Origin of the sequence: Nocardioides sp. (assembly GCF_035503875.1) — a bacterium.
Classification (GTDB): Bacteria; Actinomycetota; Actinomycetes; order Propionibacteriales; family Nocardioidaceae; genus Nocardioides.
In genome coordinates this window covers 1-13,651 of the sequence record NZ_DATJTA010000078.1, presented here as the reverse complement: position 1 = coordinate 13,651, position 13,651 = coordinate 1, and the positions used below count along the sequence as shown (strand labels likewise).

Below are 13,651 nucleotides of genomic sequence, written 5' to 3'. Positions count from 1 at the left end.
GGCAGAACTTGCGCACAGATGCCTCAGATCTGTCAGCAAGTACTGCCGACTCGGCGTCAGCCGCGGTAGGCGGCGGGGGTGGTGCCGGTCCAGCGGCGGAAGGCGTGGGTGAAGGCGGCGGCGTCGGCGTACCCCAGCCGCGCGGCGACGTCCGCGACCGGGATGGTGGCGCGGCCGCCGAGGAGCGAGCGGGCGAGCGCCGAGCGCACCTCGTCGAGCAGGGCCTGGTAGCTGGTCTGCTCGGCGCTCAGCCGGCGGCGCAGGCTGCGCTCGGTGAGGCCGAGCTCGGCCGCGACCGCGCCCATCGGCGCGCCCGTCTGCAGCCGCTGGGTGATCAGCACCCGGACGTCGCCCACGACGCCCGCCCGCGAGCGGCGGGGCGCGACGATGTCGCGGCACATCGCCTCGGCGACCTCGGGCGAGCCCCGGGTCGGCAGGGGCCGGTCGAGCTCCGCGGCCGCCAGCGCGAGCGTCGCCACGTCCTCGCCGAGCTCCAGCCGGGCACCGACACCGCCGGGCACCAGCAGGGCCAGCACCGCGTCGATCGCGCTCGCGTCCCGGGCCACCAGGAACGCGCGTACGTCGCGCGGCAGCCGGGTCCCGTCGACGGTGACGAGCACCCGTTCACCCTCGATCTCGGCCCGCGGGATCGCGAAGGTGTAGCTGAGGTCGATGAACCGCAACGCGAGCTCCATCGCGTCGAGCACCGTGCGGCTGGCGAGCAGGCCGAAGCCGAAGACCCCGAAGCTCTCCGGCCGGTACGTCGCCCCCACGTCCGCCCCGGCGCCCGGGAAGAGCCGCTGCAGGGTGCGCACCACGCGCAGCTCCTGCGCCGCGGTCACCTCGCCGTCCGCGACGGCGAGGTCCGCGACCTTCAGGCCGGTCCCGGCCAACAGGGCGTTGCGCTCCGCGCCGCGGGCCGCGGCGTACTCCACGAGGTGGGCGACGCCGGCGACGGCACGCGGGAACTCCCAGTCGTCGGCGGCCGGGGGCGGGAGGCGCATGTCCGGAATTATCAACCATGGGACCGCTGACGTCTCCCCCATCCGACAGCGGATTCCTACCGTCGTCGCATGGGACAACCGCGGGTGGTCGTGATCGGGGCCGGCTTCGGCGGCCTCGGGGTCGCGCGGGCCCTGCGCGAGCAGGGCCTGAGCGACATCGTCGTGCTCGAGCGGGCCGACGACGTCGGCGGGGTGTGGCGCGACAACACCTACCCGGGGGCCGCCTGCGACGTACCGTCGCCGCTCTACTCCTGGTCGTGGGCGGTCAAGCGGGACTGGAGCCGCCGCTACGGCACCCAGCCGGAGATCCTCGACTACCTGCGCAAGGCCGCCGCCGACGAGGGGCTGCTCGACCTCGTGCACACCGGCGTCGAGGTCACCGCGGTGCGCTTCGACGACGTCACGCTGCGCTGGCGGGTCGAGACCGCGGGCGGCCCGTCGTACGACGCCGACATCGTGGTGCCCGCCCTCGGCCAGCTGTCCAACCCCGTGGTCCCCGCGATCCCGGGCCGCTTCGACGGCCCCACCTTCCACTCCGCGCAGTGGCGCCACGATGTCGACCTGACCGGCAAGCGGGTCGCCGTGATCGGCACCGGCGCGAGCGCGATCCAGCTGGTGCCCGGCATCGTCGACCGGGTCGCCTCGATGACGGTCTTCCAGCGATCGGCGCCGTACGTCGTGCCGAAGCCGGACCAGGCCTACCGGCCGCGGCACCACCGGCTGCTCACCCGCCACCCCGCGCTGATCCGCGCGGAGCGGCGCTCGTGGTTCTGGCTCACCGAGCGGTTCAACGCGGCCCTCTCGGGCGACGCGGCGATCAGCCGCCCGCTGCTCGCCGCACTCCGGCTGGCCTGGCGGGGACACCTGCGCCGCCAGGTCTCCGATCCGGCCCTGCGCCGCAAGCTGGTCCCGTCGTACCACCTGGGCTGCAAGCGGCTGCTCTTCTCCAACGACTGGTATCCCGCGCTCGACCGACCGCACGTCGACGTCGTCACCGACCGCGTGACCGGCCTAGAGGCCACGGGCGTCCGCACCGCCGACGGACGGCTGCACGAGGTCGACGTCGTCGTCTGGGGCACCGGCTTCGCCGCCACGGAGTTCCTCGGCCCGCTCACCGTCACCGGCGTCGGCGGCCGGGACCTGCGCGAGGACTGGGCCGGCGGCGCCCGGGCGCACCTCGGCATCAGCGTCCCGGGCTTCCCGAACCTGTTCTGCATCTACGGCCCGAACACCAACCTCGGCGGCAGCTCGATCGTCAATATGCTCGAGGCGCAGGCCGAGTATGTCGCCCAGATCGCGCGCCGGATCGCCGACGGCGGCGCCCGGCTGGTCGGCGTACGACCCGAGCGGTACGACGCCTACGACCGCGAGATGCAGCAGCGCCTCGGCCGCAGCGCGTTCGCCGGGTGTGACAGCTGGTACCTCGACGGCGCCCGGATCACCACCAACTGGCCGGGCCTGGTCGCGGAGTACCGCGCCCGCCTCGCCCACGTCGACTGGAACGACCTGGAGGAGGTCTCGTGACCGGCTACCCGCCCGAGCCCTGGGACCTCACGGGGGTCGGTCACATCACGCTGTGGCGTCTGCCGGTTCGCTCGCTGCCAGCCCTGCCAGCGTCGGCAACGCCGCTCGCGGTGCGGGGTACGGCGCTGGTCGCCACGGCGTTCGTGTCGTACGACGACCGCGGGCTGATGGCCTACGACGAGCTGCTCGCCGGCGTACTCGTGCGCCTCGGGCGGCGGGTCGGGCTGTCGATCACCGACATCTGGGTCGACAGCGAGTCCTCGTTGCGGGGCGGTCGCGCCCTGTGGGGCATCCCTAAGGAGATGGCCGACTTCGGGCCGCTCACCGCGGAGACGGCCACCGGGCCGATCGCCTCCGCTTCGTTCTCCCCGCGGCGGGTCGGGTTCCCCGTGCCCCGCCTGCTGCGGGGCTCCACCGTCCAGACCCTCGGCGGCCGCACCGTCGCCAGCCCGATCCGCGCCGGCGGTCGGGTCCGATCCTCTCGGGCGGACTGGTCCCTGCACGCCGACGGCCCGCTCGCCTGGCTGCGAGCGGGCCGTCCGGTCACCTCGGTCATCGCCGAGGACTTCTCGATGCGCTTCGGCTCCTGACCCCCCGCTGGTCGAGGTGCGGCGCCCCACGCCGGTTGAGGTGCGGCGGCCCACGCCGGCTGAGGTGCGAGCGAAGCGAGCCTCGAAACCCGGCACGACGACAAGCAAGCTCGACCGAGGCCGACTCCCGGCTCACCGGGTTTCGAGGCTCAGGACTCCGTCCTTCACACCTCAACCAGCGTCAGGCCAGGACTTCGTCCTGCGCACCTCAACCAGCGGCGCTCCACGCCGGTTGAGGTGCGAGCGAAGCGAGCCTCGAAACCCCGCACGACGACAAGCAAGCCCGATCGAGGCCGACTGCCAGCTCACTCGGTTTCGAGGCTCAGGACTCCGTCCTTCGCACCTCAACCAGCGGCGCGGCGGCCAGGACTTCGTCCTTCGCACCCCAACCAGCGGCGCGGCGGCCAGGGCTCCGTCCTTCGCGCCTCAACCAGCGTCAGTCGGTCAGCGGTGGACGGGGCGCGGGAGGCTCTTCCCGGCGACGCGGTTCTCGGAGTCGATCATCCAGGCGAGCTGCTCGAGGCGCTCGAGGATGGCGTGCAGGATGTCGGCGGAGGTGGGGTCCTCGGCGTCGACCTCGTCGTGGATCCGGCGGGCGGTGCCGGCGGTGGCGTAGAGCGCCGCGCTGATCAGGTCCACGGTCTGGGAGGTGTTGACCTCGGTGGCCGGGAACTCCGGGAGGCTGGTCTGCTCCGCGACCGTCTTGGCGCGGGCGTCGGGCTCGGCGTAGATCGCCCGCATCCGCTCGGCGACGGTGTCGGAGAAGTCGCGGGCGGCGTCGACGACCTCGTCGAGGGCGAGGTGCAGGTCGCGGAAGTTGAGGCCGACGACGTTCCAGTGGGCCTGCTTGCCCTGCAGGTGGAGGTCGGTGAGGTCGACGAGCAGCTGCTGCAGGTGGGCGGCGAGCTGGGCCGAGGCCTGGAAGGCGGGACGGGCGACGTGGGTGGGGGCGCCGGCGTGCAGGAGGTCGGACACGAGAGTTCCTTTCGGGTCGGTGACGTCACCACTCAACCACTCTTTCTGGAATGATTCCAGAAAGGTGAGGCTAGCCTGAGTGCGATTCCGACGACGACCGTCCGCAAGTCGCCGTACTGTCCCGGCATGGGTGCCTTCGACCACGACGTCCTCGTCATCGGCTCCGGGTTCGGGGGCAGCGTCGCCGCGCTCCGCCTCACCGAGAAGGGGTACGACGTGGGCGTGCTCGAGGCGGGTCGCCGCTTCGCCGACGACGAGTACGCCGCCACGTCGTGGGACGCGCGGAGGTACCTCTTCGTGCCGGCCCTGCGGATGCTCGGCATCCAGCGCTTCGACCTGCTGCGCGACGTCCTGGTGGTCAGCGGCGCCGGAGTCGGCGGCGGGTCACTGGTCTACGGCAACACGCTCTACCAGCCCGGCCGGTCGTTCTACGACGACCCGCACTGGCGCGACGTCACCGACTGGGAGGCCGAGCTCGCGCCGCACTACGACCAGGCGCGCCGGATGCTCGGCGTCACGACGTACGACCGGGTGACGCCCGCCGACCGGGTGATGCAGCAGGTCGCCGACGACCTCGGCGTCGGCGACACCTGGAGGCCCACCGACGTCGGCGTCGTGCTCGGTCCGGAGCCGGGCGCCCCCGTCGGGGACCCGTACTTCGGTGGGGTCGGCCCCGAGCGGAACGCCTGCCGGCACTGTGGCGAGTGCATGACCGGCTGCCGGCACAACGCGAAGAACACCCTGGTCAAGAACTACCTGCACCTGGCCGAGCGGGCCGGGGCCAGCGTGCGCCCGCTGACCACCGTGACCCGGGTGCGTCCGCTGCCCGACGGCGGCTGGGCCGTCGACACGCACCGGACGGACCGCCGGCGCATCCGGCGCACGTTCACCGCCGAGCACGTCGTGATGGCGGCCGCCGCGCTCGGGACCCAGCGGCTGCTGCACGCGCTGCGCGACGACGGCACCCTGGCCGACCTCTCGCCGCGGCTCGGCGAGCTGACCCGCACCAACTCCGAGGCGGGCCTGGCGGTCCGCGCCCGCGGCGACGACGTCGACTACACCGAGGGGGTAGCGATCACCTCCTCGATCCACCTCGACGAGCGCACCCACGTCGAGCCGTGCCGCTACGGCAAGGGGTCCGACGCGATGGGCCTGGCGATGGCGACCATGACCGACCCCGAGCCCGGCCGGCGCCGGCTCGGGCTGATGCTGCGGCAGATGTGGCGGGGCCGCCGCGACCTGCGCCGGCTGCACGACCCGCGGCACTGGTCGGAGCAGACGATCGGCCTGCTGGTCATGCAGACCGCCGACAACTCGCTGACCACCTTCACCCGACGCCGGCGGCTCGGGCGGGGTCGGGTGATGACCACCCGCCAGGGCATCGGCGAGCCGAACCCCACCCACCTGCCGGAGGCCAACCTGGTCGGCCGCGCGATCGGCCGCCGGATGGACGGCATCCCGGGCGCCGGGTGGTACGAGGCCTTCGACATCCCGATCACCGCGCACTTCCTCGGCGGCTGCCCGATCGGGCTCGGCCGGGAGACCGGCGTGGTCGACCCCTACCACCGGGTGCACGGCTACCCGGGGCTGCACGTGATGGACGGCTCGGTCGTCGCCGCCAACCTCGGCGTGAACCCCTCGCTCACCATCACGGCGATGGCGGAGCGGGCCACCTCCTTCTGGCCGAACCGCGGCGAGGCCGACCCGCGCCCGGCGACCGGGTACACGCGGCTGCCCGCGGTCGCGCCGCGCGCCCCCGTCGTACCTCCGAGCGCGCCGGCGGCGCTGCGGCTGCCGCTCTACGTGGCCGAGGCCAGCGACTGAGCCGCCTGGTCCTTGGCCCAGCGGTAGTCGGCCTTGCCCGCGGGCGAGCGCTGCACGGACGGGACCCGGACGATCGCTTTGGGCAGCTTGTAGCGGGCGACGTGGGTCGCGCACTCGGCGAGCAGGTCCTCGTCGGTGGCGGTGCTGCCGTCCTCGAGCTGGACGATCGCGACGACCTCGCTCCCCCACCGCTCCGAGGGCCGGCCGGCGACCACGACGTCACGCACCGACGGGTGAGCCGCCATCGCACGCTCGACCTCCTCGACGAAGATCTTCTCGCCACCGGAGTTGATGGTGACGCTCTCGCGGCCGAGCAGCTGGATGCGGCCGTCCTCGAGCACGTTGGCCCGGTCGCCGGGCACGGCCCAGCGGACGCCGTCGACCACGGGGAAGGTCCGCGCGGTCTTGGCCTCGTCGCCCAGGTAGCCCAGCGGGATCTGGCCCTGCATCGCGAGCCAGCCGCCGGACTCCCCCGGCTGCAGCTGGCGGGTCATCAGGTCGTCGACGACGCCGGTGCCGACCTTGGGCTCGAAGACCATCGCCTCCTCGCTGCCGCCCTTGCCGACCAGCTGGCTCATCTGCAGCCCGGTCTCCGAGGCCCCGGCGGAGTCGATGACGATGACGTGCGGCGCGACGGCGAAGAGCCGCTCGCGCACGCCCGGCGTGAGCGCGGCCCCGCCGTTGCCGAGGGCGAACAGGCCCGACAGGTCGTACGACCCTCGCTCCATCTCCTCGACCAGGGGCTTGGCGATCGCGTCGCCGACGGTCGGGATGCTGGCGACCCGCTCCCGAGAGGCCAGGGTCAGCACGTTGACCGGGTCGAAGGTGGTCACGTCGTCGGGGAAGACGATCTTGCCGCCGGAGGTGATCGAGAAGAACGTCGACCACTGCGCGGCGCCGTGCATCAGCGGGGCCACCATCAGCAGGCCCATGCCGCCGTTCGCGGCCTTCGCGGCCTCGCCGATCGCATCGTACGACGGGTACGGCTCGGTCGCCCCGAAGGGGGTGCCGCCCATCGAGTTGACGTAGATGTCGGCCTGGCGCCACATCACGCCCTTGGGCATCCCGGTGGTGCCGCCGGTGTAGATCAGGAACAGGTCGTCGCCGCTGGGCGTCGGCATGCCCGCGGCCGGTCGCGGCGTCCGGACGGCCTCCTCGTAGTCGACCGCGCCCGGGAGCAGCGGGTTGCCGGACTCGTCGGCGACCTGCACCAGCACCCGCAGCCCGGGCAGCCGGTCGCGGATCGCGGCGACCGTCGGCGCGAACTCGGCGTGGTAGATCAGCCCCTTGGTGTCCGCGTCGGTGAGCAGGTAGAGCAGCTCCTCCTCGACGTAGCGGTAGTTGACGTTGAACGCCCCCGTCCGGGAGCGGCATCCCGCGACCATCGACTCGATGTACTGGTTGCCGTTGCGCAGGTAGATGCCGACGTGGTCCTGACCCGACTCGTGCCCGGCCAGCCGGTCGCGCTCGGTGTGGCAGCCGAGGCCCTGCTCGACCAGGTAGTGCGCCAGCCCGTCGATGCGCCGGTCCATCTCGCCGTAGCTCATCCGCAGGTCGCGCCAGACGACGACGTCCTGGTCGGGGACCGCGGCGGCCACGGTCGCGAACACGGTCGAGAGGTTGAAGTCGGTCATCGATCGCTCCCAGTGACTGCCCGAGTGACGGCCCAAGTGATGTAGAACACGTTCTCGGCACGATAGGTGAAACGTGCGGACCGTGCAGCCGAACTCCCACCGACTTGCGCAACGCGCTCAGACCAGGTCGCGGAGCCGATCGGCGAGCGAGTCCACGACGGCCTGGGTGACCGCCTCCTCCAGCTGGGCGTTGAGGTCGGCCTGGTCGTCGAGGTTCGCGAGCAGGGCGCGCAGGTCGAGGTCGGCGATCGTGCGGAGCAGCACGTCGTCGGTCTTCAGGGCCGCGTTCACGACCGAGTCCGGGATCGCGCGGATCGCGATCTCGAGGAAGCGGTTGAGGTCGGCGGAGTCGAGCGCCTCGTCGACCAGCTCCGAGGCGGGCGGCAGCGTCCCCTCCTCGTCCATCCGCCGTACGGCGGCCGACAGCCCGTCGCGCAGTGCGTCGATCTGGACATCGATCTGGGCGTCGGAGCGGGTGCCCGGCTGACCGAGCTCGAGGATGAGGGCCTCGCGCGTGACGCCCAGGTCGCAGGCGGCCTCGTCGACGCCGATCAGCACGAGGCGCTCGGTGAGGCCCTCGATCCCGTCGGAGCGCGAGGCGACCTCCCGCGTCGTACAGGGATCGGCGGAGCGGAGCGGCTCGAAGCTGCCCCCGCCGTACGCGAGCTGGACGCCGAGCACCCCGCCGACCAGGGCCAGCGCGAGCGCCGGCAGGCCGAGCGCGGACAGACGGGTGCTCATGCGGCTCGCCGCCGTCCGGGCCAGACCACGGTGAGCAGGGCGAGCAGAGCCAGCGCCGCCCCGATGAGGAACGAGTCACGGAACGCCCGCGTGGCCGCCGCCTCCAGCTGGGTGTCGAGGTCCCGCTCCAGCGCGGCCGCGGCCGGGCGCTCGCTCGGCGCGAGCTCCGCCGCCTCGAACGCGCGGTGCAGGTCGGGGATCCGGCCCTGCTGCTGGGTCAGCTCGTCGCCGAGTCCCCGGGCGACGGCGATCTTGTCCTGGGCGGTCAGGGGCGCGTCGAGGACCAGGGACGCGATCGCCTCCTGGGCCGGCTCCTGGGCGTCCTGCAGGTCGGCGGTGAAGACCGGCGTCAGGATCGCCAGGCCCACCACGACGCCGACGTGCCGCGCGCCGATCGTCCAGCCCGCGTGGTGCGCCCGCGGCAGGCGCAGCTCCATCGCCTGCGCGGTGAGCCGGTCCATGGTCAGGCCGAGGCCCAGGCCCACGAGTGCCTGGGGCGCGACGGTCCACACCAGGTGCGCCGACGGCAGGATCGCGAGCCCGGCCAGTCCCCCGGCGACCAGGAAGCAGCCCACCGCGACCTCCGTCTCGGACGACGGCCTCAGCAGGCGGGCGAGCGGGCGGGCCGCGAGCGCGGCGAGCGGTACGACGGACACGGTCACGGCCGCGATGGCCGGAGATCGGCCCCAACCCTCGACCAGGAGCAGGACCAGCAGGAACAGCGCCGCCGTCAACGCCGCCGACAGCAGGGCGAGGGTCAGGTTGGGGCGCACCGCGGGTCGGTGCCGGTCCGGTGGCAGCGCGGGTACGACGCGGACGGCCAGCGCGGCTGGGACGGCCAGCACCGCGAACGGCACCTGCACCACGAAGATGGCCTGCCACGAGATGGCCTGCGTGAGCAGCCCACCCGCGACCGGCCCGACGGCCGTGCCGAGCACGCCTGCGGTGACCCAGGCCGCCACCCCGCGGCGCTCGCCCCACTCCGCCACCATCAGCTCCAGGCACCCGACCAGGGCCAGCGCACCGCCGAGGGCCTGCAGGCACCGGGCGGCGATCAGCACGTCGATCGAGCCGGCCACCGCGCACCAGGCCGAGGCGCCCGCGAACAGCGCGATCCCGACGGCGCTGAGGATCCGCGGCTGCGCCCGGTCGAAGGCCACGGCAGCCGGTACGGCGATGAGTCCCAGCACCAGGTTGAACGAGATCAGCACCCAGGCGACCTGCCCGACGGTGGCGTCCAGGTGCTGGAGGATGTCGGGCAGCGCGAGCGTCACCACCGCCGAGTCCGCGAGCACCAGGGCCACGGTCACGGCGAGCAGAGGAGCCACGGCACGACGCACGGGAGCATCCTGCCAACAGCCCCAAGTCCGACGGGTCAGTCGACGCGGTCCTGGGGCTTGGTCATCCGAGCGAGGAGGGGCGCGGCCAGCGCGTCGGGCAGATGGGTGCCCAGCTCGGCCTGGATCCGGTTGCTCAGCGATCCGGCCACGACGGAGGACCGCCCGGCCATCAGCGCGTCGTACCCCTGCTCGGCGACCTGGCGGGGGTCGTCCTTGTCCTCCTGCTGGCCGAGCTTGGTGTCGCCCATCCCCGCACGGGAGAAGAACTCGGTGTCGGTCGGGCCGGGCATCAGCGAGGTGACCGTGACCCCGGTGTCCTTCAGCTCCTGGCGCAGGCCCTCCGCGAACGAGTGCACGAAGGCCTTCGAGGCGGCGTACGTCGCGTGGTACGGCCCGGGCGCCACCGCCGCGATCGACGAGGTCACCAGGATCCGGCCCGCGCCGGCGTCGACCATGTCGCGGACCAGCAGCTTGGCCAGGTGGACGGTGGAGCGGACGTTGAGGTCGACCAGCTCCAGGTCCGCCTCCAGGGAGATCTGGTCGAAGCGCCCGCTGGCGCCGATGCCCGCGTTGAGCGCGGCTGCGGTGACGCCCCGGCCCTGCGCCCGCACCCGGTCGTACAGCTCCTCGACCCCCGCCGCGGTCGCGAGGTCGACCTCGACCGCGACGACCTGCCGGCCGGAGGCGCCGAGCTCGGCGGCGGCGTCGTGGACGGCCGGCTCGTTTGCCGCAAGGACGACGTCGAAGCCGTGCTCCACGAAGACTTCGGCGAGGGCACGACCGATGCCGGTCGAGGCGCCGGTGACGACGGCGAGGTTGCTGGATGAGCTCGAGGCTGTCATGTCGGCTGGTATCCCCCCGCCGGTGCGCCATGCGCCCCCGCGTGCCGTACGGCGTACCGGGGTATTCGGGCGGGATGGGGCTCACCTCCGCAGGACGGGCATCGGTCCGGCTCGGCGCGACCGCCGTCCTCGCGTCGCTGCTCGTCTCCTCGTGCGCGAGCACGGACGACGTGGACGCCGCCCGTCGTACCGCCGACGACTTCGCGAGCGCGGTGCGGTCCGACGAGGGCGCGGCCGCGTGCGCCCTGCTGATGGCCAGCACCCGGAGCACCGTCGAGGAGTCGGCGGGGCAGCCGTGCGAGGAGGCCGTCGTGGACGAGGTGGGCGCCGACCCGGGCGCCGCGAGGGACGCCGAGGTGTTCGGTACTGCGGCGCAGGTGCGGATGGAGGACGACACCCTCTTCCTGGCCCGGTACGACGGTCGCTGGCTCGTGCTCGCGGCCGGGTGCAGTCCCCGCGGCGAGCTCCCCCAGGACTGCCAGGTCGAGGGAGGCTGACGTGCGGATCGTCTTCGTCGCGTACCTGTCCTTCGTCGTCGTGGGCCTGGCCTACCTGGTCGCGATCGGACTCCGGCACTCATGAGCCCCCGGCCCCGCTCCTTCGTCCGCGAGTGCTCGCTCAGCCTCTTCTTCGGGCTGATCTTCCTGGCCGCCCTGGTCGGGCAGGCGATCGCGGGGTGGCACCAGTTCAACGCCGACCAGGTCGCCGAGGAGCTCGGCACCCTCGGGCTCCCCGACTACCTCACCTCGGCGGCGTTCGCCGTCGACGTGGCGGAGAACTGGCAGAGCGAGTTCCTCCAGCTGGGTCTACCTGATGGCGACCGTGTGGCTGGTCCAGCGCGGCTCGCCGGAGTCGAAGAAGCTGGAGGAGGCCGGCCGCGAGTCGGACGAGGAGCAGAAGGTCGGGCGGTACGCGACCGAGGACTCGCCCCGCTGGGCGGCGACCGGCGGATGGCGGACCCGGATCTACTCCTCGTCGCTCGCCCTGGTCATGGGCGCGTTCTTCCTCGGCTCCTGGCTGGCGCAGTCCGTCGCCGGCTGGGCCGCCTTCAACGAGACCCGGCTGCAGCGCCTCCAGGACCCGATCGGCTGGGGTGCCTACCTCGGCAACGCGGACTTCTGGGCGCGCACCCTGCAGAACTGGCAGAGCGAGTTCCTCGCCGTCGGCACCATGGCGGTGCTGGCGATCTACCTGCGGCAGCGCGGGTCGTCGCAGAGCAAGCCGGTGGGCGCCCCGCACGACGCCACCGGGATCGACGGGTAGGGCGCGGCGCCGCTACCGGGACTCGTCGGTGTCGAAGCCCGGCAGGCCCGCGCGCTCCTCGGCGTCCACGGTCTCCTGGAAGAGCGTGATCTGCAGTCCGGCCGGAGCGCTGAGGCGGGCGTTCAGCGACTTCCACGGCGTCAGGGTGGGCGGCGCCACGACCCGCGCGCCGGCGGCGTCGAGCTCGTCGGTGACCGCGGCGGAGTCGTCCACCTCGAAGGCGAGGCGGATCCGCGGGCTCTCCTCGCTCACGCCCTCGACCCGGTCGATCACGGCCTTGTGCACGGGGTTGGCGATCTCCAGGGTCGCCCGGCCGGCGTCGAGGATCGACACGCGGTCGTCCCCGCCCTCGGCGTACGCGATCAGCTCGGGCATGCCGAGCACGTCGCGGTAGAAGGTCACGGCGGCGTCGTAGTCCTCGGCCTCCACGATGACGCGGAGCTGGCGGACGCGGGAAGGTTCGGTCGTCATGCCCCGAGTCTGCGTCCTGACACCGGTGTCAGGTGCAAGCCGCCTCGTCGCGGAGGGTGATCAGGACGTCGAGCTGCCGGTCGAGGTCGCGGCGCTGCGCCTCCAGCCGGTCGACCTCCGCGGTCAGCCGGAGACCGAGCATGCCGGTGCGCTCGGTCGCCGGAGCCTCGAGGCAGGGCAGGAGGTCGGCGATGGTCGAGCTGCACAGCCCGGCGGCGTACAGGTGCTGGATGAGGACGACGCGGTCGACCGTGCGGGCGTCGTACTCCCGCCAGCCGCCGGGGGTCCGCGCCGAGCCGACCAGCCCGACCGACTCGTAGTACCGCAGCGAGCGGTGGCTGACCCCGGTCGCCTCCGCGAGCTCTCCGATGCGCATGTCGTCCCAACCAGCGGCGGGCGCGGAGGCTTCCCGCGACCCCGGCACGGCGTGACGACTGGATATCGGCCCGGTCATGGGGTACCACGGCGCGTATGGTCTCCCTCCCCTCGCTCCGGCGCCTGGCCGGACGGCTCGGCGCGGTCGTCCTCGTGACGATCGTCGCGGCCGCCCTGGCCCCCGCCCCTCCGAGTGCCGCCGCTCCCGTCCGCCCGTCGCCCACCCGCGCCTACCAGGACCTGCCGGCCCTGCACCACACCGGTTGCGTGGTCAGCCAGTCCTCGCGGGCCTTCAAGGCGTGCCGCTTCGGCGACCGGAACGGTCGCCATACCGTCGTCCTGGTCGGCGACTCCAAGGCCGCCCAATGGTTCACGCCGCTCGAGCGCATCGCGAAGGCGCAGAAGTGGCGGCTCGTGGTCATCGCGAAGAACGGCTGCTCCTTCGCCCGGGTCACCCGCATGCGCGACGGCCGGCCGGACCGCAAGTGCGAGGACTGGTCGAAAAGGGCGCTGCGGACGATCAAGCAACTGCGGCCCGACGTGGTCGTCCCCGTGACCCGCTGGGGCGACGGGCTCCCCCGTGGCGCCCGCTCCGGTCAGCAGACCGAGGCCGCCATGGTGCGCGGCCTGGTCGCGTACTGGCGGCAGGTGCTGCGGACCGGCGCGCGGGTGAGCCCGATCCTGGACACCCCCGGCCCGCCGTCCGGCGACGCTCCGGCGTGCGTCCGCAAGAACCGGGACGATCTGTCGCGCTGCGCCTTCCCGAAGGCGCCCGCGATGCGGTCCTCCGGAGCGTCAGCCGCGCGCGAGGCCGCCCGAACCCTGCGCGGCGTCAAGGCGATCGACATGAGCCGCCACATGTGCCCGCGCTCCACCTGCCCCGCGGTGCTCCGCGGCATCCTCGTCTACCGCGGCGGCTCGCACATCTCCGACACCTACGCCACCTCCCGCACCCGCGCGCTCTCCCGCGCCCTGCACAGCTCCACCCGCGGCCGCCTCGGCCGCCGCTGACCCACCGCCGAGTCGGCAGAAGTTGCGGGTCGAGTCGGCAGTAGTTACTGCCGACTC

13 protein-coding genes and 1 pseudogene are annotated in these 13,651 nt (G+C 73.2%); 6 read left to right on the top strand and 8 right to left on the bottom strand.

All coding sequences use genetic code 11. The features are described from left to right. Positions 1-56 precede the first annotated feature (56 nt). The gene (locus VMF51_RS17630; protein WP_325475765.1) at positions 57-1,004 is read right to left on the bottom strand and encodes a helix-turn-helix transcriptional regulator; all 948 of its coding nucleotides are present in this window, start codon (positions 1,002-1,004) and stop codon (positions 57-59) included. Positions 1,005-1,073: 69 nt separating this feature from the next. On the opposite strand from VMF51_RS17630, the gene VMF51_RS17625 reads away from it, so the two are divergent. Both VMF51_RS17625 and VMF51_RS17620 read left to right on the top strand, forming a co-directional pair. Further along, the gene (locus tag VMF51_RS17625; protein ID WP_325475764.1) at positions 1,074-2,528 is read left to right on the top strand and encodes an NAD(P)/FAD-dependent oxidoreductase; all 1,455 of its coding nucleotides are present in this window, start codon (positions 1,074-1,076) and stop codon (positions 2,526-2,528) included. Beyond that, a complete protein-coding gene (locus tag VMF51_RS17620) occupies positions 2,525-3,118 on the top strand; it encodes an acetoacetate decarboxylase family protein (protein ID WP_325475763.1) in 594 nt (197 codons plus the stop codon). The genes VMF51_RS17625 and VMF51_RS17620 overlap by 4 nt, the downstream gene beginning before the upstream one ends. Before the next feature lie 444 nt (positions 3,119-3,562). Here the strand turns inward: VMF51_RS17620 and VMF51_RS17615 are convergent, their stop codons facing one another. Continuing rightward, entirely contained in the window at positions 3,563-4,093 is a 531-nt protein-coding gene (locus VMF51_RS17615) for a DNA starvation/stationary phase protection protein (RefSeq protein WP_325475762.1), read from the bottom strand. A 126-nt stretch (positions 4,094-4,219) separates the two neighbouring features. Between VMF51_RS17615 and VMF51_RS17610 the strand changes: the two genes are divergently transcribed. Then, positions 4,220-5,917: a GMC family oxidoreductase gene (locus VMF51_RS17610; RefSeq protein ID WP_325475761.1), complete on the top strand. Its 1,698-nt coding sequence runs from the start codon at positions 4,220-4,222 to the stop codon at positions 5,915-5,917. On the opposite strand, the gene VMF51_RS17605 is transcribed toward VMF51_RS17610, so the two are convergent. The 4 genes from VMF51_RS17605 to VMF51_RS17590 form a co-directional block, all read right to left on the bottom strand. Then, on the bottom strand, positions 5,893-7,551 hold the full coding sequence (locus tag VMF51_RS17605; protein ID WP_325475760.1) for an acyl-CoA synthetase: 1,659 nt from the start codon (positions 7,549-7,551) through the stop codon (positions 5,893-5,895). The two genes, VMF51_RS17610 and VMF51_RS17605, sit on opposite strands and share 25 nt — an antisense overlap. 117 nt (positions 7,552-7,668) lie before the next feature. After that, positions 7,669-8,292 carry a hypothetical protein gene (locus VMF51_RS17600; RefSeq protein WP_325475759.1) on the bottom strand — a complete coding sequence of 208 codons (624 nt, stop codon included), beginning with the start codon at positions 8,290-8,292 and terminating at the stop codon, positions 7,669-7,671. Further along, entirely contained in the window at positions 8,289-9,632 is a 1,344-nt protein-coding gene (locus VMF51_RS17595) for an MFS transporter (protein WP_325475758.1), read from the bottom strand. The genes VMF51_RS17600 and VMF51_RS17595 overlap by 4 nt, the downstream gene beginning before the upstream one ends. Before the next feature lie 35 nt (positions 9,633-9,667). Continuing rightward, positions 9,668-10,474 (bottom strand): SDR family NAD(P)-dependent oxidoreductase, encoded by an 807-nt coding sequence (locus VMF51_RS17590; protein WP_325475757.1) that lies wholly within the window; start codon positions 10,472-10,474, stop codon positions 9,668-9,670. 29 nt (positions 10,475-10,503) lie between these two features. Here VMF51_RS17590 and VMF51_RS17585 point away from each other — a divergent pair, with 29 nt between their 5' ends. Together VMF51_RS17585 and VMF51_RS17575 are read left to right on the top strand one after the other, a co-directional pair. Next, the gene (locus VMF51_RS17585) at positions 10,504-10,971 is read left to right on the top strand and encodes a hypothetical protein (protein WP_325475756.1); all 468 of its coding nucleotides are present in this window, start codon (positions 10,504-10,506) and stop codon (positions 10,969-10,971) included. Between the two features lie 81 nt (positions 10,972-11,052). After that, a pseudogene (locus VMF51_RS17575) lies at positions 11,053-11,737 on the top strand (DUF6766 family protein). Positions 11,738-11,749: 12 nt separating this feature from the next. On the opposite strand, the gene VMF51_RS17570 reads toward VMF51_RS17575, so the two are convergent. Then, entirely contained in the window at positions 11,750-12,208 is a 459-nt protein-coding gene (locus VMF51_RS17570; RefSeq protein ID WP_325475754.1) for a VOC family protein, read from the bottom strand. A 28-nt stretch (positions 12,209-12,236) separates the two neighbouring features. Next, positions 12,237-12,584 carry a MerR family transcriptional regulator gene (locus tag VMF51_RS17565; protein WP_325475753.1) on the bottom strand — a complete coding sequence of 116 codons (348 nt, stop codon included), beginning with the start codon at positions 12,582-12,584 and terminating at the stop codon, positions 12,237-12,239. Positions 12,585-12,679: 95 nt separating this feature from the next. On the opposite strand from VMF51_RS17565, the gene VMF51_RS17560 reads away from it, so the two are divergent. After that, complete coding sequence (locus VMF51_RS17560) at positions 12,680-13,594, top strand: SGNH hydrolase domain-containing protein (protein WP_325475752.1); 915 nt, start codon at positions 12,680-12,682, stop codon at positions 13,592-13,594. Positions 13,595-13,651: the final 57 nt, after the last annotated feature.

What these genes read in the sequence shown, in the direction of transcription:
- VMF51_RS17630 (WP_325475765.1), bottom strand. Translation starts at nt 1,004, where the DNA reads ATGCGCCTCCCGCCCCCGGCCGCCGACGACTGGGAGTTCCCGCGTGCC.
- VMF51_RS17625 (WP_325475764.1), top strand. Translation starts at nt 1,074, where the DNA reads ATGGGACAACCGCGGGTGGTCGTGATCGGGGCCGGCTTCGGCGGCCTC.
- VMF51_RS17610 (WP_325475761.1), top strand. Translation starts at nt 4,220, where the DNA reads ATGGGTGCCTTCGACCACGACGTCCTCGTCATCGGCTCCGGGTTCGGG.
- VMF51_RS17605 (WP_325475760.1), bottom strand. Translation starts at nt 7,551, where the DNA reads ATGACCGACTTCAACCTCTCGACCGTGTTCGCGACCGTGGCCGCCGCG.
- VMF51_RS17600 (WP_325475759.1), bottom strand. Translation starts at nt 8,292, where the DNA reads ATGAGCACCCGTCTGTCCGCGCTCGGCCTGCCGGCGCTCGCGCTGGCC.
- VMF51_RS17590 (WP_325475757.1), bottom strand. Translation starts at nt 10,474, where the DNA reads ATGACAGCCTCGAGCTCATCCAGCAACCTCGCCGTCGTCACCGGCGCC.
- VMF51_RS17585 (WP_325475756.1), top strand. Translation starts at nt 10,504, where the DNA reads ATGCGCCCCCGCGTGCCGTACGGCGTACCGGGGTATTCGGGCGGGATG.
- VMF51_RS17570 (WP_325475754.1), bottom strand. Translation starts at nt 12,208, where the DNA reads ATGACGACCGAACCTTCCCGCGTCCGCCAGCTCCGCGTCATCGTGGAG.
- VMF51_RS17565 (WP_325475753.1), bottom strand. Translation starts at nt 12,584, where the DNA reads ATGCGCATCGGAGAGCTCGCGGAGGCGACCGGGGTCAGCCACCGCTCG.
- VMF51_RS17560 (WP_325475752.1), top strand. Translation starts at nt 12,680, where the DNA reads ATGGTCTCCCTCCCCTCGCTCCGGCGCCTGGCCGGACGGCTCGGCGCG.